Source organism: Dehalococcoidia bacterium (genome assembly GCA_022449765.1).
GTDB lineage: Bacteria > Chloroflexota > Dehalococcoidia > Lucifugimonadales > Australimonadaceae > UBA2963.
Genome location: JAKUPZ010000011.1, coordinates 1 through 21,484 on the forward strand (window position 1 = coordinate 1; position 21,484 = coordinate 21,484).

General features: G+C 42.9%; 20 protein-coding genes and 1 tRNA gene. 14 read left to right on the forward strand and 7 right to left on the reverse strand.

Going from position 1 to position 21,484, the window contains the following annotated elements; all coding sequences use genetic code 11:
- Positions 1 to 158 precede the first annotated feature (158 nt).
- The 7 genes from MK127_05965 to trmD all read left to right on the forward strand — a co-directional run bounded on the left by MK127_05965 (position 159) and on the right by trmD (position 4,719).
- Positions 159 to 235: transfer RNA gene (locus tag MK127_05965), tRNA-Pro, on the forward strand.
- Between the two features lie 182 nt (positions 236 to 417).
- Entirely contained in the window at positions 418 to 1,068 is a 651-nt protein-coding gene (locus tag MK127_05970) for a hypothetical protein (protein ID MCH2532337.1), read from the forward strand.
- A gap of 369 nt (positions 1,069 to 1,437) precedes the next feature.
- A complete protein-coding gene (locus MK127_05975) occupies positions 1,438 to 2,484 on the forward strand; it encodes a putative sulfate exporter family transporter (GenBank protein MCH2532338.1) in 1,047 nt (348 codons plus the stop codon).
- Positions 2,481 to 3,011, forward strand: a complete 531-nt coding sequence (locus MK127_05980; protein MCH2532339.1) for an ankyrin repeat domain-containing protein — start codon at positions 2,481 to 2,483, stop codon at positions 3,009 to 3,011. Before MK127_05975 ends, MK127_05980 begins: the two co-directional genes overlap by 4 nt.
- Positions 3,012 to 3,026: 15 nt before the next feature.
- Positions 3,027 to 3,494 (forward strand): peroxiredoxin, encoded by a 468-nt coding sequence (locus MK127_05985; protein MCH2532340.1) that lies wholly within the window; start codon positions 3,027 to 3,029, stop codon positions 3,492 to 3,494.
- Positions 3,491 to 3,976: a MogA/MoaB family molybdenum cofactor biosynthesis protein gene (locus tag MK127_05990; GenBank protein MCH2532341.1), complete on the forward strand. Its 486-nt coding sequence runs from the start codon at positions 3,491 to 3,493 to the stop codon at positions 3,974 to 3,976. The genes MK127_05985 and MK127_05990 overlap by 4 nt, the downstream gene beginning before the upstream one ends.
- Positions 3,976 to 4,719, forward strand: a complete 744-nt coding sequence (gene trmD, locus MK127_05995) for a tRNA (guanosine(37)-N1)-methyltransferase TrmD (protein MCH2532342.1) — start codon at positions 3,976 to 3,978, stop codon at positions 4,717 to 4,719. The genes MK127_05990 and trmD overlap by 1 nt, the downstream gene beginning before the upstream one ends.
- Here trmD and MK127_06000 read toward each other — a convergent pair.
- Both MK127_06000 and MK127_06005 read right to left on the reverse strand, forming a co-directional pair.
- On the reverse strand, positions 4,712 to 5,641 hold the full coding sequence (locus tag MK127_06000; GenBank protein ID MCH2532343.1) for an MBL fold metallo-hydrolase: 930 nt from the start codon (positions 5,639 to 5,641) through the stop codon (positions 4,712 to 4,714). The two genes, trmD and MK127_06000, sit on opposite strands and share 8 nt — an antisense overlap.
- A 153-nt stretch (positions 5,642 to 5,794) precedes the next feature.
- A complete protein-coding gene (locus tag MK127_06005; GenBank protein MCH2532344.1) occupies positions 5,795 to 6,139 on the reverse strand; it encodes a hypothetical protein in 345 nt (114 codons plus the stop codon).
- A 165-nt stretch (positions 6,140 to 6,304) separates the two neighbouring features.
- Between MK127_06005 and MK127_06010 the strand changes: the two genes are divergently transcribed.
- The 6 genes from MK127_06010 to MK127_06035 all read left to right on the forward strand — a co-directional run bounded on the left by MK127_06010 (position 6,305) and on the right by MK127_06035 (position 14,448).
- Positions 6,305 to 7,594, forward strand: a complete 1,290-nt coding sequence (locus MK127_06010) for an MFS transporter (protein MCH2532345.1) — start codon at positions 6,305 to 6,307, stop codon at positions 7,592 to 7,594.
- Entirely contained in the window at positions 7,560 to 8,066 is a 507-nt protein-coding gene (locus MK127_06015) for a hypothetical protein (GenBank protein MCH2532346.1), read from the forward strand. The genes MK127_06010 and MK127_06015 overlap by 35 nt, the downstream gene beginning before the upstream one ends.
- A gap of 156 nt (positions 8,067 to 8,222) precedes the next feature.
- Positions 8,223 to 9,308 (forward strand): hypothetical protein, encoded by a 1,086-nt coding sequence (locus tag MK127_06020; protein MCH2532347.1) that lies wholly within the window; start codon positions 8,223 to 8,225, stop codon positions 9,306 to 9,308.
- 40 nt (positions 9,309 to 9,348) lie between these two features.
- Entirely contained in the window at positions 9,349 to 10,557 is a 1,209-nt protein-coding gene (locus tag MK127_06025; protein ID MCH2532348.1) for a cyclopropane-fatty-acyl-phospholipid synthase family protein, read from the forward strand.
- 365 nt (positions 10,558 to 10,922) lie between these two features.
- Entirely contained in the window at positions 10,923 to 13,253 is a 2,331-nt protein-coding gene (locus MK127_06030) for a ribonucleoside-diphosphate reductase subunit alpha (protein ID MCH2532349.1), read from the forward strand.
- Between the two features lie 196 nt (positions 13,254 to 13,449).
- Positions 13,450 to 14,448 (forward strand): ribonucleotide-diphosphate reductase subunit beta, encoded by a 999-nt coding sequence (locus MK127_06035; GenBank protein ID MCH2532350.1) that lies wholly within the window; start codon positions 13,450 to 13,452, stop codon positions 14,446 to 14,448.
- 22 nt (positions 14,449 to 14,470) lie between these two features.
- Here the strand turns inward: MK127_06035 and MK127_06040 are convergent, their stop codons facing one another.
- Positions 14,471 to 15,814 (reverse strand): NAD-dependent malic enzyme, encoded by a 1,344-nt coding sequence (locus tag MK127_06040; protein MCH2532351.1) that lies wholly within the window; start codon positions 15,812 to 15,814, stop codon positions 14,471 to 14,473.
- An 84-nt stretch (positions 15,815 to 15,898) separates the two neighbouring features.
- Between MK127_06040 and MK127_06045 the strand changes: the two genes are divergently transcribed.
- Positions 15,899 to 16,765 carry an alpha/beta hydrolase gene (locus tag MK127_06045; protein MCH2532352.1) on the forward strand — a complete coding sequence of 289 codons (867 nt, stop codon included), beginning with the start codon at positions 15,899 to 15,901 and terminating at the stop codon, positions 16,763 to 16,765.
- Here MK127_06045 and MK127_06050 read toward each other — a convergent pair.
- From MK127_06050 to MK127_06065, 4 genes are all read right to left on the reverse strand, one after another.
- Positions 16,762 to 17,157: a RidA family protein gene (locus MK127_06050; protein ID MCH2532353.1), complete on the reverse strand. Its 396-nt coding sequence runs from the start codon at positions 17,155 to 17,157 to the stop codon at positions 16,762 to 16,764. The genes MK127_06045 and MK127_06050 overlap by 4 nt on opposite strands.
- Positions 17,158 to 17,176: 19 nt before the next feature.
- Positions 17,177 to 17,884, reverse strand: a complete 708-nt coding sequence (locus tag MK127_06055; protein MCH2532354.1) for an SDR family oxidoreductase — start codon at positions 17,882 to 17,884, stop codon at positions 17,177 to 17,179.
- 96 nt (positions 17,885 to 17,980) lie between these two features.
- Positions 17,981 to 19,231 carry a hypothetical protein gene (locus MK127_06060; protein ID MCH2532355.1) on the reverse strand — a complete coding sequence of 417 codons (1,251 nt, stop codon included), beginning with the start codon at positions 19,229 to 19,231 and terminating at the stop codon, positions 17,981 to 17,983.
- A gap of 92 nt (positions 19,232 to 19,323) precedes the next feature.
- A complete protein-coding gene (locus MK127_06065) occupies positions 19,324 to 21,456 on the reverse strand; it encodes a tripartite tricarboxylate transporter permease (protein ID MCH2532356.1) in 2,133 nt (710 codons plus the stop codon).
- Positions 21,457 to 21,484: the final 28 nt, after the last annotated feature.

Consider the following 21,484-nt stretch of genomic DNA (forward strand, 5'->3'; position numbering starts at 1 on the left):
AGCTGTATCGTTACATCGCCAGTCGCAGCTTTGACTAAATAAGTTCCTTCTAATGGTTAAAAAAATTTGCATGGGCGATGGCTAATTAGTAGCAAAAATCTTGGGTAAATTAAGTGCTCCGTTTATTCATTGGGCAAAGTACGTTAGAATTATCTAAACGGGGTCTGGCGCAGCTCGGTAGCGCGCCTGCATTGGGAGCAGGAGTCCCTCGGTTCGAATCCGAGCACCCCGACCATCCTCTCCAGATCAAATTTACTTAACATACAACGATTTGCGTAAATTATTTAAATTAAATTATTTCTATTTATAATTATTGCATTTTTTAAATGCGTATTTCGTATTCTTTAGTAATTTAAAAGTGCTATTCTTCTAGCGTTAGCCTTATATTTCTAGTATGGCAATGCCAAGGAGCAAATCGTGTTATCACAAAAACTTATCGGATTATTTATGTTAGTTGGCCCTTTGCTGGCGATCGCTTCGATATTTTTATACAGCCCAGGTGGTGATGATCAAACATTCGCACAAGAGCTTCAAGGAATGTCTGAAAATTATGCAATAGCTTCAATCGGTATGGTGAGTTGGTTTGTCGCTATTATGATTATTTTTATTGGGATTCACTCCTTAGCTCGTTCCATGCAAGGAGAAAGTAAACCAGGTTCTGATCTCGCTGGATTGGCATCAATCTTTGCCTTACTGATAGCCGGAATTGCTATGGTATCAACGGGTATCGAGCTAATTGCAACAGAAAAAGAGAGTAGTTGGGCTACATCGGGTGGTGACGTTGTTGCTGCATTCGCTTTAGGCGAAGCGATTACAAGAAGTATATTCGTGTTTGATGGCATAGTCATGCTGCTTCTAGGTTTAGCAATAATCAAGCAGAAAAACCTGAGTCAGATAGTGGGTGGGCTCTTCACCTTCTTCGGGGAGTGTGTTTTATTCGGAAGCATATTTTCAGCAGGTGATAATTGGGCCGGGATGCTATGGTTCGTTGGTTTCCTAGGTTTTCCTGTCACGACAGCAGCAACTGGAGTACTCATTTTACGATCAACCAGGAAAGGCGCAGCGTAATACGAAGATAATTAAGGCAATTTCATACCCTAAAAGATTCATATCAGATGTGCCAGGCAGCATAAATACCCGCCTAAGGGATGAAAAGCCATTTGTTTAGATAAGGCCCCATGGGACAGTAGAAACCTGGAAAGCGTGCAGTAATCAAAGAGTTTCACCATCTGAAACGTATTAGAGCCTAATAACAGCAATACGTTTCAGATGGTGGGCTTCTGTTTAGTAAAGAGCCATTCGACCATATTGCTATCCTTAGTTCTACAAAATTCCGTTCAATAATAGGGTCACAGGAACTTCTTTATTAGAAGAATTATGATAAAACCTACACATGAAATCCTCATCATGTAAGTGTTGTTGCTTCTAATGCAAAATTTGCCCAGCAATTGGCTAAAGATATTGCCTGGGCTCGGATTTTTCGCGCTCGTTTCTCTCTGCATAGTCCTGATTAATGAAGGAATTTCTGCAAGCTTCATTGATCCTCTGGTTATCGCTTTATTTTTTGGGATTCTATTCAGGAATTTATTTCCCAAAATCCGATGGCACAGAGCCGGTACGCAATTTTCTGCAAAATACGTCCTCGAATTTTCAATTGCTATTCTTGGGGCAAGCATTGCATTCCAAGAGGTACTTAAGTCGACTCCACAACTTTTTGCTTTAATTTTTATAGGCGTTACAGCCAGCATGCTCCTCGCCTATTTCGTCGGACATGTAGTACTAAAGCTAAGCTCCAATTTGGCAATATTAATAGGGGCAAGTAATTCAATATGCGGAAATTCCGCAGCCGTTGTAATAGCGCCTATCATAAGAGCAAGCTCTGCAGAGTTAACCTCAGCTATAGCCATCAGCGGGATACTTGGTGCTGCACAAATTGTAATCTTGCCCTTACTTGCCCCAGCTTTAGGACTAAGCGATTACCATTACGGAGTAGTTGCTGGCATGGCAGTGTATGCGGTTGCGCAGGTGTATGCGGCGTCTGCAGTGGTCAGTAGCACCTCAGCCTCAGTTGCAACATTCGTAAAGCTCACCAGGGTTTTATTACTTGTTCCTTTAGTCGTAATTATTGAGTTAATTCTGTCGAAAAAGAATATGGCTGCACAGAAGCAGCAATTAGAAATGGAACTTGACGAAGGGGGGATAAAAGCTACCTTCAAAAGCATCACTTTACAGCGATATATTCCCTGGTTTGTATTTGGTTTCCTACTATTAGGGACCTTACGGTCGGTTGGAATAATTGACGAAAACCTTGGGTATCAAATAAGAGACGTATCCCGCTATACTTTCCTTGTAGCAATGATTGCGATTGGTACCAGTGTAAATATCAGAGACATAATTCATGTGGGTTTACGTGTCGCGACAACTATAGCTGTCGTACTGTCATTCATGGTCGCAATCAGTGTTATCTGGGGCAGTTATTTATGATGTTACTTTCATCCAGATATCAATCAATGCGCTTAGTTTTAATAGCAGCCTTAGGGTTACTTCTTTACTCTGCCTGCGCAGACGCAAGCTTCGAGCCTCCAAAAGTCTCTCTACTGGACGCGATTGCACAAGAAGACATGGCAAATGTACGCCTGCATATGGAAGCAGGGACCAACCCAAACAAATCATTCATGCCTAAAGGTTTCCCTTTTGAAGGAGCGTCTGCCCTGCATTTAGCCGTATTAATGGACAATTCTGAAATGCTTTCATTACTAATAAGTGGTGGAGCAGATATAAATATTAAGTCGAAAGATTCCTACAAATCCACACCGCTAATATGGGCAGGGTATTGGGGTAAAGTCAACAGCGCAAGAACCCTTATTCAAGAGGGAGCTGACCTTAAAAAAAGTGATATTTTGGGTACTGATGTGTATGCTGTACTTAAGGTTAAAAATATTTTTGTACCGGACAGTGAAATCCCAGATTTAAACAAAAAACGTACAGAAATATACAACCTATTACCATAGTTTATAGGCCCAATAATGCTAAAGATTAATTCCCTCGCTCCGGATTTCACTGCAACATTAAGCTCAGGTGAGCAGTTCACTCTATCGGAAAATAAAGGAACCAATATAATCCTGTATTTTTACCCTAGGGCGTTTACCTATGGCTGCACCATTGAAACAAAAAGCTTTGGGGATGCCTATGAGGAAATTAAATCACTCAATGGCATAGTAGTAGGAATTAGTGCTGATGAAGTTGGTACGCTAGATCAATTTGCTACGTCGTGCTACTCCCCCTTTGAGCTAGCTAGTGATTCCACAGGGGAAATCCGCAAACTATATGACGTGCAACGTAAATTTAATTTAGGAACTTCGCGAGTAACATATGTAATTGATACTAACGGAGTCATACAAAATGTGATTCACAATGAGGTTCTTATGAATATTCATGTGACTGCGTCATTGAAAGCACTCAGGGAACTTGATACTGGTACAATCAAAGCATGAGTTACACAGCGGCAATACTTACCTGTAGCGACGCAGGTGCTAGCGGAGATCGCAAAGATACCAGTGCAGATGCAATACATGGCCATTTAAGCTCTGCAGGATATGCGGTTAATAAATATCTCATCGTACCTGATGATAAAAATATAATTACCAATACTCTGGTTACTTGGGTAGACCAAGGTGATATTGATTTAATTATTACAACGGGCGGTACTGGGTTTTCAGACAGAGATATTACTCCGGAAGCCACCGTTTCCATTATTGAGCGTCATGCTGCAGGGATTGCTGAGCTACTACGTTCCAATGGTCTTAAAAATACACCAATGGCTGCTTTGAGTCGTGGTGTTGCAGGAACACGAAACAAAACTTTAATTATTAATTTACCTGGTAGCCCTAAAGGTGTTAACGAAGGAATGGAAATTCTTTTGCCAATATTGCCGCATGCCTTAGGGCAGCTTACGGGGAAAAACCGCGGGCACTGATGCTTAAGATTGACGTCTTATCCACATTCCCTGAAATATTCCAATCTACACTTCATGTAGGCATTGTAGGGCGGGCGTTAGATAAAAAGTTAGCAGAAGTTATTACCCATGATTTGCGCGACTATGCTGTTGGTAATCATAAAAGTACAGATGATTCTCCGTTCGGCGGTGGACCCGGCATGGTCATGCGCCCCGAGCCAATTTATGCTGCCCTTAATTCACTCGGCCTCCAGCCAGGAACACCAGTCATTGCCCTCAGTGCGCAAGGAAAATTATTCAATCAAAGAGAAGCTGAGCGATTAGCACAAAATGATCGCGTTGTCCTCTTATGTGGAAGATACGAAGGGATTGATGAGAGAGTTTTGCAAAATTATATTACTGAAGAAATAAGCGTCGGTGACTATGTCGTTAGTGGTGGTGAAATACCTGCCATGCTTCTAATTGATTCATTAATCAGGCTTTTACCTGGTGCACTAGGACATGGCGAGAATGCGATATCTGACGATTCGCATACCTCCGGTATTTTGCAATTCCCGCAGTACACACGACCAGCTGTGTTTCAGGGACTTAAAGTCCCCGATATATTACTTTCTGGCGATCACAATGCCATAGCTCAATGGCGAAGGAATGAGGCGCTCAAGAGAACCCTCGAGCGGAGACCAGAGCTGCTTAATTCCGCGAGGCTCGACGAGAATGATAAGAAAAATTTAGGCGCGATTTATAAGGAAAAAGGTATTATCTAACGCTAATTGGAGAGCTTGAGCTTCGGCGTACAAGCAGTGAGTCCGAAGTAATTGCTTCCTTGGCGCGTTGCTTCTTCTTCGAAGGAATTTGTGTTTGCCCAATGCTGAAAGCCGCGAGCCCTTCTAGTTCAGAGGCGGCTACCCAAGTGTCAGACCCAACAGGAGCAACACTCCAATTTTCAACGTTTGCTTGCCTTTTCATTTCGTTTTTTGTTCTTGCGGTGGCTTCAGGGTTCCAATCCGTTGCGCAATTGACTCCTGCCCATAGATGCATCGATGTCGGGACTAAGGATCCAAGAAAAGCATACGTCGACTGTCCGTTTTGGCAAATCACTATCTGGTGCCCAGGTGTAGGTCCAACAGCTGGTTCCACCCAAACACCTTCACATACTTCAGTAGTTCCGCTAACTATTTCCATTTGATCATTTTCGAGTAAAGGCTCGTGGTCGTCAGGGCGATACAAGTGCCGGCTCCGTTCACTGGGATGCATAGCCTGCTCTAATGCATCTTTATGGACGATATAACGAGCATTCGGGAATGTTGGCAAAACTCGGCCTGATGAAGTCATATGGGTACCGCCACCAACGTGTTCGTCATGCATGTGTGTGTAAATTACAGTGGCAATATCTTTCGCCATTAATCCTATTTCTTTTAATTCACGAATAAGAGAAGAGCGGCTTCTCATCGGAGCAACATCCAAAGACAAAGGTGCTTTGTCTCCAGGTCCTGCATTAACCAATATCCATCCATCCGCATGGTCAATTAACATGCTGAAGTTACCAATAGCTATTCTGTTCTGACGATCAGGAGAAACGAACTTTTCCCAGTTTTCTTTGGGAGTGGCACCGAACAAACTTCCACCATCTATTCGAGTGGTACTAACTCGAAGAAGGCGGGCATACGGTTTGCTTGATTTAGCCATCCTTCAACTCCTTAGGTGAGAGTAGGCATATTATGTGTACCATAGCTAAGGTTTTGTCAATCCTTTTTTCAAATTTCGTTTAATATACTGACCAAGGAATTTTTTCATCCGGTTCCGATGGAACTAGCAGCTGAAGTAATACGGCCAAGTTAATCATTTCAATTGATTCTTTTTCCTGGCAGTTGCTCCACCCAAATACACTCCTAATGTTCCACTCAGTCCAAACCATACAACGAACACTAGGCTTGTGTATACAGCAAATGTTAATGAATATTCAAATAGCATTGCTACTATCAGTGTACATATAAAAATTGGCACTACAAGTTGTAGTGCCATTAAAGAGCCTAGGAAAAATGACTTATTTGCGGGGCATGCTATGCGCAAGCCTGCGATATAACCGCCAATAAAAGCACCAGGTATCGCTGTAATAAAGTGAACCAATGGGACCAAAACACAAGCAATAGTAACTACTGATCCAATAGTTGCAGCTTTAAACATTCGAACCTCAAGTTCATGTATTTATGTGATTTTACGACCCTAATACTTTGAAGTCACTATTCATTTTACAGTCGCTTTATAAAAAATATTTAAACAAATTTAATATTTATATAAATAATGAGACTTTTGGCAAAATTTTGAAAGCGAGTACAATCGAGCAAAATTATGAAAAGCGTTTTTAATTTCTTGAATGTCAGCTCTATAGCCAATCGTACATTTGATACTTTGCATAACCCTGTGTTCCGTCGCGTATGGAGCATCGGTGCCTTCTACTATACGTACAGGGCTACTGAACTAGCAGTGCTTTCATGGTTTGTCCTAGAATTAACCGATTCTGAACTACAAGTTGCGCTAATTGGTGTCAGCCGTATTGCTCCAATGTTCCTTTTCGGCCTTGTCTCCGGAGGGCTAGCTGATCGCTTCACCCGCCATTGGTTGATGAGAGGTGTCCAATCCATTAATTTCCTAGCAGGCGTACTTATGGTAATTGCGCTTTATTCAGGAATAGCCACCGCTATACATGCATACGCAATGATTTTTATAACTGGAACTACATGGTCGATTGACTACGCCGCGAGACGCGCCTTACTCGGGGATCTTTTTGAGGGTAAGGAGCTTACTAGTGCAACGGCATTAGATTCAGGCCTTGTAACAGGCTCAAACCTTATTGGCCCTCTTTTAGGAACAATCCTTATTAGGTTTGTTGATTTTGGCGGAGCATACGTAGGTATTTCATTCATGATGGCCAGCGCCTTATTACTTGTATTAAGCATGCGCGTTAACACTCCGCAGGCTTATTCATCAAAGACACAAAGCGTACTTTCCCAAGTCAGTAGCTCAATTGAACTAATGCGCACGAATCGAGCGGTGCTTGGAACGGTACTTCTGACTGCATCCTTCAATTTCTTTGGCTGGCCTTATGTGCAAATGGTTCCCGTAATCGCAAGAGATATTTTAAATACTGGAGAAATTCAATACGGCCTATTACTAAGCTCTCTTGGATTCGGAGCAATGATAGGCGCCTTGCTAATAGCATCAATCAAACCTATTCATAAGGGAAATGTGTACTCACTTGGGGCAGCGTTACTTATGGCTGCCGCTATTGCATATGCATGGTCACCCTGGTACTGGCTTGCAATTTTTTGGATGTTTATTGCAGGGATCGGGCTTGGAGGGTTTGCTGGAATGCAGCCGGTACTTGCGCTTGAGGCAGTTGGATCTGAGCTAAGAGGAAGGGCAATGGGTGCTATCGTCCTCGGTATCGGTTTTCAAGCGCCAGGTATGTTTGTCATGGGAGCAATAGGTGAAATAATTGGTCCCCGTGAAAGCGTTACATACGTGGGAGGCGTAGGGCTAGTTTCAATTGTAATCCTACGGCAGATATTCCCTGCATTGGCTGATAAAACTAAACGGCTTACTGATGGAACAGAAACTTCAACACATTTTAAAAAATAGCTTTGCTATCCGCATTGAGCACAAAGGGCGTAGAACCGGTAGAGTGCGTGTAGTTGAAGTGACTTACTATTGGAACGGTTCTGATCAAATCATTCTCTCTGGCTACCCTGGCCGCCGTGACTGGGTAGCGAATATGTCATCGGATCCAACTGTAACCATTTACACTGTGGAAGGTAATAATTGGTATCAAATACCAGGCCAATCCCGAGTAATAGTTAGTCGTAGCCAACGAAATCACTATATTTTGAAATACCTAGATAGATGGAACCGTCTTCCTGGAAATCGAAGGTCTATTATTTCGCTGGTTATTAAATCCATTCAGCTAAAAGAAAAACTACATATGCCGTGGTGGGGACCATTTTATTTCGTGCAAAAAATTTTTGACAAAATGCCTTGTGTGGAAATTATTCTTAATGGAACGCCTGAAGAGAGTAATTTCCCTCCTCCTTCAGCAAGTCCTATAAAAATGTAAGCCTAAATCTCATTAATAGCTGCTACTGGCGCATTTAAAATAGTGACCTATTACTCAATGTACTATAAAATAGGCGCGAAATCAGTTAGATTTTGTTTAGGTGCTGCATTATTCAAACGAATGCCACGAATCTGCAGCATTAGGAGCGCAATTATAATGAGCATTAACAGTGAATATTTTTTACCTGAGAGTGCTGCTGCCAAATTAGACAAACTTGTCGACCAGATTGAAGAAAGGCCTGGTCGCTTAGTTAACCCAGAAGAATTAAGGGCATCAGCAGCTTCACTAGATGTTAAAGAAGTCGTCAAGCAATTACCTGAAGGTATTACAGAAGACGATTTTATAGGCATTCTAAAACTTGCCATGCTCACTGAATGTGCTACAGACTCATACTCTGCAGTATTTAGAGAAGGTGCAACTACCTACAATGCACCATGGCTAGCGCGCTTCAATGACACTGTTTGGACCCCCGATGAATACACTCACTACACTCCATACCAGTACATGCTTCAATCTCTTGGCTACTCAGAAGAACAGCTTAAGAATGAAATGACTGATGTCCAGGGTATCCATTATGAACATTGCTGCGGAAAAACTCCTGTTGAATTAACCACATACGGCATTGCACAGGAATATTTAACTGATAACTGGCATGGCATGATCAGTATGCTATTACGTGATGTTGCGCCTTATGCTGCGCAATCTGCCACTGCAGTAAAACGCCGCGAAACTCTGCATACTATTTGGTACCGTGAAATGACTGCGCTTCAAGTGGAAGAAAACCCGGAACTCATACCTCTTGTTGCCGCAACACTCAAATCATTTCAAATGCCTGGCACAAGGCTTGTCCCCCATTTTGGCAACCGCGCATTGGAATGGATGGCCAAAGCTAACGTAGATTTCCCCCGGGTCGCATCAGATTTTGTACGTAATTTCTATGAAGTTGCAGGTAGCATGAAACGTGCAGGCTACCTCTTCGTTGATCTTGCTGCGAAACGAGGCATGAAAGTTGGCCCAGTCCCTTTGAGTTCCATCAATAAGGTTTTATCTAAGATTGGTGGTCCTGGGTACGGGATAGTAGGTGAGGCTGTGCTCGATAAATTTGGCGTACCTCGACCCTCTAACGTCAAACAGACATCGCCTATCAACATAACTCCCCGGCTATACGAATCCTTCCGTTCTAGTGTAAAGAACGTAATAGCGAGCCGAATCGATAATACTGCAATAATTGGCAAGGTATAGTGACCATCATTCACTTCTCCTACAAGAGCATATTCAGCAGATGACCTCATTTCCATTCAGCTTCATAATCCCGGATTCTTTGGCTAAGAAAACCTTCTTCTCAATGGTTCGAAATATCAAAGTTGGAAGCCTTGTTATTGAAACTGCTGATGGTTCAAGTGTTTCATATGACGGGCCAATCAATGGGACTAGGGCAACATTGATTGTGCGTGACGATTCGTTCTATAAGAAAGTGATTTTTTCAGGTGAGATCGGCTTTGGCGAAGCATATCAGTCCGGAATTTGTGATTCGCCTGATCTCGTAAAATTGCTTCAGCTCGCACTAGAAAATCGGCAATCCGTTAATCTCAATCAAGGGATTTTAAAGTTTATCTCCAAATTGAAAAACTTGCGGCAACATCATTCAAGAGCGAACACTGTTTCACAAAGCAAGCATAACATTCATGATCATTACGACTTAGGGAATGATTTTTTCAGACTATTCCTTGACGAAAGCATGACCTATTCCAGTGCTGTTTTCGCATCTGCCAAACAATCATTAGCAAACGCTCAGCAAAATAAATATAAAAAAATGTGCGAAGCCGCGCAGATATCTAAAAAAGATCACGTGCTTGAAATAGGAACCGGATGGGGTGGATTTGCGATATTTGCAGCCAAAACATACGGCTGTAAAGTAACAACCATCACAATCTCCAATGAGCAATTCAATTTAGCGCGTGACCGTATTAAAAGCGCAGGCTTGGATAAATTGATAACTGTTAAGTTAATTGATTATCGGGAAATCACAGGTACTTTTAGTAAAATCGTTTCAATAGAAATGTTCGAAGCAGTTGGAACTGAGTTTTTTGAAGTTTTTTTCCAAAAAAGTTTTGACTCGCTTAAAAAGAATGGTTTACTGGCGATGCAGGTTATTACAGTACGTGATGAAAATTATGAAGCTCAAAAAAACGGCGTCAACTGGATACAAAAATATATTTTCCCAGGGGGAGTGTTACCTTCTGTCGAAGAGATGGGGCGTGTTTCCAGCAAAGTAGGGCTGTCCCTAAAGCAAACATCCTCTATTGGCCCTCATTACGCCAAAACTTTAAATACCTGGCGCTCCAAATTTTGGGAAAATATTGATGCAGTTCACCAACAAGGCTATGACGAACATTTTATTAAAACATGGGATTATTATCTCGCGGCTTGCGAAGCAGGCTTCATTACCGGTAATACTGACGATGTTCACATAGTTTTCCAAAAAGCATAATCCTGCTCAAACCTTTTCTTTAATTTCATGTTTATGACAATTAATACTAGCGAATTACTTGTAGTTACTTAAATAATTAATTTTGCGCTTAAATTTGCTGCAATTTACTGTCTTTTTTTCAAGGAAAATTCATTGACCAATATTGCACAAAATATAGCGATGAATGCCTTGACAGACCCAACATATAGGGGTCATACTGACCGCTCTAGCCTCTTGGTTTCTAAACCATTTGAGGCATTATTTAATTATTGGGTTCATTACACTGGAAGGGGGCTTTTGTGACCTATACGCCAACTACCGATCTGACAAATCAGCAGGTCCCTGAACAACCATTGGGTGGCAGCACGGTTGCGCCATCTACCGCCATGCATGTGCGTAAGCGCCACGGTGGGTACGAGACTGCAGATGTAATGAAAATTGTTCGCGCTGTAGAACGTTCCAGCGGCGGATTAGAGAATGTTGATCCACTGCGCGTAGCTACACGTACAATTAGCGGTCTCTATGACGGTGCCACAACTCAAGAATTAGATGAACTTTCTATACGCACTGCGGCTTCATTGATAGCCGAAGAACCAGAATACTCGAGGTTAGCGGCTAGGCTACTCAACGTCTATATAGATAAAGAAGTACATAACCAGGACATTCACTCATTTTCCCAATCTGTGCGCATGGGCCATGCATTAGGATTGATGGACGATAGAGTAGCGGAGTTTGTGTCTGAAAATTCTCGTAAATTAAACAATGCAATTCAAGAAGAATGCAGTAATTTGTTTGAATATTTCGGCGTACGTACTCTGTATGATCGGTATCTGCTCAAGCACCCAGAGAACCGAAACTCATTAGAGACTCCTCAATACTTCTTTCTTCGCGTTGCTTGCGGCTTAGCCGAAACGCCAACTGAAGCTATTAGCCTTTACCAGCTCATGTCGAATTTAGACTACATGCCAAGTTCGCCTACTCTATTCAATTCAGGCACAAGGCATCCGCAAATGTCTTCTTGCTACCTGCTCGATTCGCCAATAGATGACCTGGAGGCCATCTACAACAAATACACAGATATCGCAAAGCTTTCTAAATTTGCTGGAGGCATTGGAGTCTCCTTTTCAAGGGTTCGTTCTCAAGGTTCACTTATAGCTGGAACCAATGGTCAATCAAATGGAATTGTGCCATGGCTAAAGACTTTAGATTCATCAGTTGCCGCTGTGAACCAAGGCGGCAAACGCAAAGGTGCAGCATGCGTTTATGTTGAAACATGGCATGCTGATATAGAAGACTTTTTAGAATTGAAGGACAATACAGGAGATGAAGCTAGGCGTGCACATAACCTAAATCTAGCAAATTGGGTGCCAGATTTATTTATGCAACGAGTCGAAGACGACGCTCTTTGGTCTCTTTTCGATCCAAAAGTTACTCCTGAGTTGGTAGATACTTTTGGCGAAGAATTTGAAAAACGATTCGTTGAAGCTGAATCAAAGCATTTATATGTAAAGCAGCTGCCTGCACGAGAGCTCTATGCGCGCATGATGCGTACTTTAGCTCAAACGGGTAATGGATGGATGACCTTCAAGGATACTTCTAATAAAAAATCCAATCAGACCTTAAAGCAAGAAAACGTAATACACCTCTCCAATCTCTGTACTGAAATATTAGAGGTGACTAATAACGATGAAACTGCAGTGTGTAATTTAGGCTCCATAAATCTTGGGCATTTTGTCACGCATGAAGGAAAATTTGAATTCGAAAGACTGGGAGACGTAGCTCGCACCGCGGTGCTATATCTTGATCGCGTAGTAGACATTAACTTTTACCCGACGAGCTCATCTGCCTATTCAAATAATAAATGGAGGCCTGTAGGGCTTGGAGTTATGGGGCTACAGGATGTGCTTTTCAAAATGCGAATTCCATTCGATAGTCAGTCTGCACGATCACTCGCAGGACAAATTCAAGAGGAAATTTATTTCTCTGCCCTATCTACCTCTTGTGATCTTGCTGAAAAGTATGGCCCGCACGAGACCTTCAAGGATTCGAGAGCTTCAAACGGTGATTTGCAATTTGATTTTTGGGGGGTAGAGCCTACTAAAAAAGAATGGCCTACTTTAAAAGAAAAGATCAAGCAATTCGGACTGAGGAACTCGCTACTCATTGCGATTGCACCTACAGCAACCATAGCATCAATTTCTGGTGCATACGAATGTATAGAACCACAGGTATCTAATCTGTTCAAGCGTGAAACTCTTTCAGGAGAATTCCTGCAAGTCAATAACTACCTAGTTGCTGACCTTAAAAAACATGGGCTCTGGAATGAAGAAATTCGAAATAAAATTAAAGTTGGTGACGGCTCAATTCAGCATATAGGCGAAATTCCTGAAGACATTCGACAGCTATACCAAACAGCGTGGGAATTGCCCCAGAAGGCTTTGATTGATATGGCTGCAGCTCGTGGTCCTTACATAGACCAAAGCCAATCTCTAAACTTATTTATGGCATCGCCAACTATAGGGAAATTATCTTCTATGTACTCCTATGCATGGAAATCAGGTTTAAAAACAACTTATTACTTGCGCTCTCGACCAGCCACACGCATATTACAAACTACGACTACTACGGCTGCTTCGACTCCCGCTAAGGAATACACTGACGCAGAGGCTTTAGCCTGCTCATTAGAGAACCCTGAATCGTGTGATGCCTGCCAGTAAGAATTAAGAGTTCATTATCAAATTATTGTTCCCTCCAAATCAGATGCAGTTTTCGAGTTTTAGATTAAGCTCCTCTGGTTTGGAACGCTTAAGTAAGTGAATATGCAATTAAATTAATAGACCTGGTCCTTATAAGTGCTTTGGTCAAATCTGTATTCTAGATACAATAGAGATAGTTGAGTTTAGGAAGGTAATCATGATCCTAGAACCTGGTCTTAATCTTACTTTACGTCCAATGCGCTACCCCGATTTCTACGAAATGTATAAGAATGGTATCCGTAATACTTGGACAGTTGATGAAGTTGAATTTTCCGACGATATCAAAGATCTAAACGGGAAGCTTACGGACCCTGAACGGCATTTAATTAGGAGGCTCGTTGCTTTCTTTGCCACTGGGGATTCGATAGTAGCCAATAATTTAGTCTTGAATCTATACAAGCACATCAATTCACCAGAAGCGCGCCTGTATTTATCAAGGCAATTATTTGAAGAGGCTGTACATGTCCAGTTCTACCTTACATTGCTTGATACATATATTCCTGACATAGATGAACGCCACGAAATGTTCCGAGCTATCGATACAATCCCTTCCATCAAAAAAAAGGCTGATTTTGGATTTAAATGGATTGATTCTGTCTATAAATTAGACTCTTTAGACAATATGGGCGAAAAGCGTCAATTCTTACTTAATTTAATCTGCTTCGCGACCTGTATTGAAGGGTTATTTTTCTACGCAGCCTTCGCCTATGTTTATTTCATGCGATCAAAAGGCCTATTAAACGGACTCGCATCCGGTACAAACTGGGTTTTCCGAGATGAATCTGCTCATATGGGCTTTGCTCTAGAAGTTGTGCGGCAAGTTCGTGATGAATATCCTGATCTTTTTGATCAGGATATGAAGGATCAAGTACTGCAAATGATTCAAGAAGCCGTCGATTGTGAAACACAATTTGCTGAGGATTTGTTGCACGATGGAGTTGCGGGATTGACTGTACAAGAGGTTCGTCAGTACTTAGAGTACGTTGCAGATCAACGCCTAACGAACCTAGATTTACCCATCCATTATGGTACGCGTAATCCACTGACTTTCATGGAATTACAAGATGTCCAAGAATTATCTAATTTCTTTGAGAGAAGGGTCTCTGCATATCAGGTTGCCGTAACAGGGCAGGTCTCTCTAGACGAAGATTTCTAAGCAATAAAAACTCAAGGTTATATTAAGGCTCAAGCTGCTCAAGCCCATCTTCCTCACCAACACCAGTAGCCACAGCAGCTTTGCCAACTTCATAAGCTACTCTCTGGTGGAGTGATAGATCTAATGGGTTCGGGCTTAGTTCGCCAGGTAGAGTAGATTGCCACAGCGCGCGCGATGCTGCAATTAACATATCTCGGTTAATTGTAGTTGCATGCACACCTAAGGCTCCACGCCATATACCTGGGTACCCTAAAACGTTATTAACTGAAGTGCCATCAGCTGCAAGCGCAGCGCCTGCCCCAAGTGCAACAGCAGGCAAGATCTCAGCATCCGGATTCGATAGTGCAAAAATAATTTGGCCGTTCCTAATGCTATCCTCAGGAATTAGCCCTGGTACTCCTGTAGTCGCAATAACGACGTCAGCAAGAGCCATCACTTCCTCTAGTGAGGACTGTTTGCCTCCAAGAGATTGATGGCGCACTAAACATGCCTCATCTAGGTCAGCCCCTAATACTGGCTTGTCACTAGCATCCATGAGCAATTTAGAAATAGAAAGACCTGCAGCTCCCAGCCCTATTTGCCCAATAGTCACATCACTTAAGTTTTTCCCAGTAGCCCTTAATGCACTCATTACAGCGCCTAAAACAACGGCTGCGGTACCATCTTGATCGTCTTGCATAACAGGGATACTCAATCGCTTGCGAAGCTTTTCAACTATCTCAAAACACCAAGGGGAGGCAATATCTTCTAAATGTATGCCGCTGTACGTAGGGGAGACACGTACCACCGCATCTACAAAATCATCAACGCTAGACGCGTTCACCAATAGAGGTGCTCCATTAACGCCTGCAAATTGCTGAAGTAACGCGGCTTTACCTTCCATAACAGGCATTGAAGGAGGTAAGCCAATATTCCCCAAGCCTAAAACTGCCGTGCCATCAGTAACTATGGCAACCGTATTCCCTATTGAAGTAAACCTGCGAGCTAAAATTGGGTCATCAACTATAGCACGACAAACTTCCGCAACACCGGGAGTATAAATTTTCCTGAGCATAGCTACGCTGTCAACCGGATGCCTGCTAATTATTTGGATCTTCCCTCCCTGATGGAGATCCATAACCTCATCACGTGTTTCAACAACCTTGACGCCGTGGATTCCTGCAATCGCTTTTAAAACTTCCATCAAATGAGATTCGTCTTCTACGTATACATCGATGTCTCGCAACACATGATTTTGGCTAATGTGCATAGTCTGTATGTTGCCAATGTTTGCCCCTGCACCTCCAATTGCCGTTGCTAGCGACCCAAGTACTCCAGGTACGTTTTCATTGCTCACTTGGACAGTACGAATCAAGCCATAATTCATAGTCATATACGCAGTCCTCCAGTTGGTCCTAGATAAGTATCGCACTTAGGCTTTAGAATCGGCTCTAGTTACAAGGAGATTTTCATGCCAAATGTGTGCTTAGATGACTGTCAGATTGAATATGATGATACAGGTTCAGGACTTCCCTTGATTTTCTGCCATGAGTTTGCAGGAAGCATGGAAAGCTGGGATTTACAAAAAAGCTATTTTTCTCGGCGCTATCGAGTCATTTCCTATAATGCCAAAGGCTACCCTCCATCTTCTATCCCCGATGATTGGCAAGAATATACATATGACCATCAAGTAAAAGTTCTCCTTGAGTTACTAAATCATCTAGGCATACAGCAGGCCTATATTTGCGGGTTGTCGATGGGTGCATATACTGCCTTACAATTTGGCATTAATCATCCCAATAGGTGCCTAGGTATCATATCTGCGGGAGTAGGTACAGGCAGTGCGGATCCTAAAAGGTTTTTAAAAGAATCCGAGACTCGTGCATCATTATTGGAAGAAAAAGGGATGAATGGAATGGACTCTTACTTAGCGGGGGCAACGCGAATCCGGTTCAAGGCAAAAGATCCGTTAGGATGGGAAGTGTTTTCAAATTTATTTCACCTACACTCCCCTAAGGGGTCTGCAAATACTTTACGGGGTTTTCAGGGTCGACGACCAGGCATTTTCTCATTGCAAAAAGAATTAAAAAACCTCAATGTGCCTTTATTAGTTATCTATGGTGATGAGGATGATCCTTGCATTGAACCTTCCCTATTCATAAAAAGAAATGTACCTAGATGTGGGTTGGCGGTACTACCGCAAACTGGGCACGCCTGCAATCTTGAAGAACCTGCTAGTTTCAATTACCTAGTAGCAGAGTTCTTGGCAAATACTGAATCTGGGAAATGGAATGAAATGCCAGAGGATAGTGGTGATAATTGGGCAATAAATCGTTAATTTACTACCGCAAATGCCTCTACCTCTATTAAATAATCTGGATTTGCCAAAGCTTCAATAATGACCATAGAGCTAGCAGGCGGGTCATATTCAAGGCGATATTCGTTCTGAGCCTGGCGAGCTGCTTCCACGTCAGCATTTTTGGTCAAAAAAATAGTTACTTTGACGATATCGTTCATTGTGCCACCAGCGGCCTCAATTGCAATTCGGAGGTTTTCGTTGATCTGGCGTGCTTGTGCAAGCGTATCCCCTAGTCCGACTACCTCACCTGCTTGATTTCGTGATGTTTGACCTGAGATCCAGAGGAGGTTCCCGCTACGTACAACATGTGCATAACGATCACCGGGCGGAGGTGCAAGTGCTTTCGGATTAATTCTTATAATTTCACTCATTTTAGAATTCTCTACTTTCCTAAGACTTATGGTAAACCGGAATTGATGCTCCCGATATCGCTCTTGCATCATCGGAGGCTAAAAACAAAATAACATTGGCTAAATCAAAGGGATTGACCCATTTCCCATAGTTGGCATCTGACATTGAAACTCTATTTGCAGGGGTGTCAACAATGCTTGGTAGAACAGTATTTACAGTAATATCGAAATCTTTGATTTCCTCAGCGACTGATTGTGATAGCAAAATGACTCCGCCTTTACTGACAGAATAATGTGCAACCATAGGATCTCCTCGCAAGCCGCTACGTGCAGCAATGCTAATTATTCGTCCATAGTTTTGCGTCTTCATTATTGGAATTACGTTTTTAATTGCAAGGAAAGCTGATTTAAGATTAAGTTCAATGAGAGCATCCCATTGAGATACATCCATGTCTTCAACTGTGGGGCCAAATTGAAAGCCGCCAGCCACGTTCACAAGCACGTCAACATGCCCAATAGAGTGGGCTTTGGCAAATAATGCTTTGATGGATTGTTCATTAAGAACGTCAGTTTTCACAAAAGTTACATTCTCATTGAGTTTTCCCAGAAGTTTTACATCTTCATCACGTGGAGGAACTCGGTCTGCGATAAAAATTCGTGCACCTTTTGATGCAAATTTTTGAACAACAACGCTACCAACCGCACCGCTACCTCCCGTAACAATCACTACTTTATTATCGAATTTCATTGTCCACCTAATATTTCTATATCCTAAGTGTATATACCCTTCAGAAAATAAAAAGAGGCTCTTTCGAGCCTCTTTTTATTTTCTATTTACTAAAGATTACGAAGGGAACAGGCTTCTGTACACCTTCAAAGTTTCTTCAGGTAGTCCGCCCAAACCTTCAATTAACCGTTGAGTTGCATCACCAGTACGCAATCCTACGTCGTAGTTACGTGATTTCATATCGGCTACGAATGCGTCGCTCTTAACAACGGTTTCAAATGCATCACGCATTGCGGTGACTAACTCATCCGGAGTTTGTGAAGGCATTGCAAATGTTCTACTAGATGCAGAAATGTTTACGTAAGCATCATAAGTATCGAGATGCGCTTTACTGGCCTTCAATCTTTTCTCTGCAATTTCGCGTACAGGAGCAGCCCACGCCCATTTACCGGCACCCTGTCCAGCCTTCACCCATGCTGGGTCAGTCTCTGTATAGAACAAAGGAGTTGCGTAGCCATCTGCCCATTCCGGGTTCAAAGCAACTTGTGAATCACGACAGGTAGCGGTGATATCAATTTCACCACGATTAAACGCAGCATCCATGTCAGAAGTGCCCGAATATCCGAATACGCGCTCGAATGGGAATCCCATTTGTACCAATAGCTCAGTCAATGTTGCGTATGTGTCAACTTTACCAATTTGCCCAATGGTGAACTTCTTGCCACCGGCCTTACCTGCAAAGTAGCCCTCTAGTGCGTTATCGCTCAGTACTGAACTACGTGCACAGAAAACAGTGTCTTGCGGAGTGAAATCAGGTGCTCCTAAGTAGACCACATCCTTAACAGGATCAAATCCTTCCACGCCATTCAAAATAGCCTGCTGGATAAGTGTTGAGATTATCAGCACAATATCTACTTGGTTATCGCGAAAAGGCTTGTCTATAACTGACTTAGTTGCAACAAGCGTGTTAGCGCCAGGTCGGTTTGTGACAATCACATTCGGCTTACCCTCAAGGGTAGTTTGAAGGTGTTTTGCAAAAATTCTTGCAAATGTATCAAATCCACCACCAGGGGAATATCCAACAGTAATTCGCACAGTCTTGCCTTTAAAGCTAACTGGCCCTGCAGGTTGTGCAGGAACTGGAGTTGCTGTCGGGGCCGCTGCCGCTGCCGCGGGTTTAGGCGTTGGGGTCGCTGCAGGTTTTGGTGTAGCAGTAGGCGCCGCAGCTGCCGGTGCCGCAGCCGATGTAGCCGGCTTTGGCGTTGGAGTTGGGTCCTCGCCACCACACGCAATAGCAAACATTGCGAAAGCAGCGAACAAGGCCATTAGACCCAAGGCCTTTCCTGAAAAGATATAACTGATACGCATCAGCCCTCCCTGACTACGAGTCTCACGCGGAGTCATCGCTCCAGCGCGCTGACGGATGCTAGCACGAGAAAAGCCTCTAGTCTACTAATTTCCTAATTTCGGAAAAATTCCGTAATGGTTTCTCTTCCCTTTAGCACATCTGCTATAGGAATTACGTTCTCCAATGCTGGATCAATCCATGCAATATGAATGATCAAATCAAAAAAGCCATAAATCAGAACCAAGAAAAATGCAGACCACAACAATGCAATCCACCATCTTACTCGTCCAAATATTCTCAGGAAAAGAAAAACGTATGTAGGTAGAGCTATTTGGAAACCTATAAGCCAAATTGCAAATATTAGGCCTACTGTTGTACCTAAAGCCTTGAACGTTCTAATTAATAGCACCAAGGTTGAATCATCAGTTACAGTCCTTCCAATATCTAAAATCCTTCTTTTAGATGTGGAAGGGAAAAGAAGATGCCTTGCTACATAGATAGCTACGAGGATTAAACCTGTAGTCGTTATTATTCTTGGTAGTTTTGCAGCTTCTTCCGTCCAGGAATATGAAGAGTACAAAGAGTAGCCAAAAGCAATAGCCATAAGCCCTATAAATGCACCACTAGGTGTAAGTGTAAGGCGTTCTTTCAATGATGGCTTGGGGATTGCTGTGCCTTTGCCATCAATCGATTCTCCAGTAGTGTTTTGCTGGAATTGGGCTTCTTGGGTTCTTCCCACATTCCGTTGCATCCAAAGAGTGTACCCAGCAGTACCAAGCGCAATCAGAATTATCAGCAAAACTGGAATTCGGCTAAAGAGCCCAAAATCAATACCAATGGGCTTACTGCTATCTAGGCTAATCATACCGAACGTCTTACTTGCAATTCCGTAATATTTTTCAACTATCCCACCAAGAATTACGGATATGACAATTGGAGGGCGAGGCCATCCAAAAGTTTTCATAAAATATCCTAAGCCTCCAAAACCAAGCATGACGACAAGATCTTGAATTCTGAATGATGCTTGAAATGCTGCAATCGTCATAATTGCCAAAATAATAGGAACGAGAATATTAGGAGGAACAAAGGCAATTCTTGTTAATGTTGGTGTAAAACCTAGCGCCAGGCCAGTACCTAAAATGTTTGCCAGTACCAAAGAAAAGGCAATAGTCAGAGTCAAGCTTAGGTTCTCATTGAGCATAGACGGACCAGGTTGTACATCAAGTATTACAAGTAAGCCCAAGAAAATTGCCATCCCAACGGAACCAGGAACTCCAAAGAAAAGAGTTGGAACAAGCTGGCCACCATCAACCGCGTTATTGGAAGATTCTGGTGCAATAACTCCCCTCACGTCACCCGTACCGAAAGTTTCAGTACCTCCTTTTACGGTTTGCCGGGCGGATGCATATGCTAGCCATTGAGCAAGAGAGCCACCTATGCCAGGTAAAACTCCAACAAATACTCCCAAACCTGCTGAGCGAAATACAAGAGGCCAGTTCTTCAGAACCGCACGCATCCCTTCTAGACGCTGCGATGCAGTGCTAACCTCTGCTGTAGACTGTCTAGAAACTGCTACATTTCCAATTAACATATCAAAAAATTCGGGAAGCGCGAATAAACCAATTACCACTGGTACTATATGAAATCCGTCCCACAAATAATCAAATCCGAAAGTGAGCCTTTGCACACCAGTGGAGTCGTCAAACCCTACTAATGCAATTAACAAGCCAAGGCAGCCTGCCATCAATCCGCGTACGAGTGCGCCACTACTTACAATGCCTACGACACCAACTGCAACCAGCCCTAAAACAAAAAATTCCGCAGCGCTAAAAGAGTTAACAACTGTTCTTGCAGCGGGAATAGTTATGAATAGGAAAATTCCCCCCACAATGCCACCAATCATTGAGGCAAAGTATGCAGCTGAAAGTGCTACACCTGCCTTACCTTGCCTTGCAAGTGGATTCCCATCCAATATCGTTGCCTGACCAGATGTAGATCCAGGCATTCCGAGCAGTACCGCCGGCAAAGTGTCTCCGGTAGAAACAGTAGCGACCATTCCTACCGCAAGAGGCAGCGCAATATAGGGATCTTGCCCGTAAGCAAATCCAAGAAGCACAACAAGACTTGGTACTGCACCCCCAGGCATAGCCCCGTTGAGGACGCCCACAGCAACTCCCACCATTAAGGCCAGCATAACTTGCCAGCTGGCCATTTGGTTTAATGCTTCACTTGCTGCCTCAAGCATTCCAATCTCCATTCCCTAACATTATCTA

Coding starts and splice junctions, on each gene's coding strand:
- MK127_06060 (MCH2532355.1), bottom strand. CDS start 19,231: ATGCGTATCAGTTATATCTTTTCAGGAAAGGCCTTGGGTCTAATGGCC.
- MK127_06005 (MCH2532344.1), bottom strand. CDS start 6,139: ATGTTTAAAGCTGCAACTATTGGATCAGTAGTTACTATTGCTTGTGTT.
- MK127_06000 (MCH2532343.1), bottom strand. CDS start 5,641: ATGGCTAAATCAAGCAAACCGTATGCCCGCCTTCTTCGAGTTAGTACC.
- MK127_06010 (MCH2532345.1), top strand. CDS start 6,305: ATGAAAAGCGTTTTTAATTTCTTGAATGTCAGCTCTATAGCCAATCGT.
- MK127_06040 (MCH2532351.1), bottom strand. CDS start 15,814: ATGAATTATGGCTTGATTCGTACTGTCCAAGTGAGCAATGAAAACGTA.
- MK127_06035 (MCH2532350.1), top strand. CDS start 13,450: ATGATCCTAGAACCTGGTCTTAATCTTACTTTACGTCCAATGCGCTAC.
- MK127_06015 (MCH2532346.1), top strand. CDS start 7,560: ATGGAACAGAAACTTCAACACATTTTAAAAAATAGCTTTGCTATCCGC.
- MK127_06030 (MCH2532349.1), top strand. CDS start 10,923: ATGCATGTGCGTAAGCGCCACGGTGGGTACGAGACTGCAGATGTAATG.
- MK127_05990 (MCH2532341.1), top strand. CDS start 3,491: ATGAGTTACACAGCGGCAATACTTACCTGTAGCGACGCAGGTGCTAGC.
- MK127_06045 (MCH2532352.1), top strand. CDS start 15,899: ATGCCAAATGTGTGCTTAGATGACTGTCAGATTGAATATGATGATACA.
- MK127_05980 (MCH2532339.1), top strand. CDS start 2,481: ATGATGTTACTTTCATCCAGATATCAATCAATGCGCTTAGTTTTAATA.
- trmD (MCH2532342.1), top strand. CDS start 3,976: ATGCTTAAGATTGACGTCTTATCCACATTCCCTGAAATATTCCAATCT.
- MK127_06025 (MCH2532348.1), top strand. CDS start 9,349: ATGACCTCATTTCCATTCAGCTTCATAATCCCGGATTCTTTGGCTAAG.
- MK127_06050 (MCH2532353.1), bottom strand. CDS start 17,157: ATGAGTGAAATTATAAGAATTAATCCGAAAGCACTTGCACCTCCGCCC.
- MK127_06055 (MCH2532354.1), bottom strand. CDS start 17,884: ATGAAATTCGATAATAAAGTAGTGATTGTTACGGGAGGTAGCGGTGCG.
- MK127_05985 (MCH2532340.1), top strand. CDS start 3,027: ATGCTAAAGATTAATTCCCTCGCTCCGGATTTCACTGCAACATTAAGC.
- MK127_06065 (MCH2532356.1), bottom strand. CDS start 21,456: ATGCTTGAGGCAGCAAGTGAAGCATTAAACCAAATGGCCAGCTGGCAA.
- MK127_06020 (MCH2532347.1), top strand. CDS start 8,223: ATGAGCATTAACAGTGAATATTTTTTACCTGAGAGTGCTGCTGCCAAA.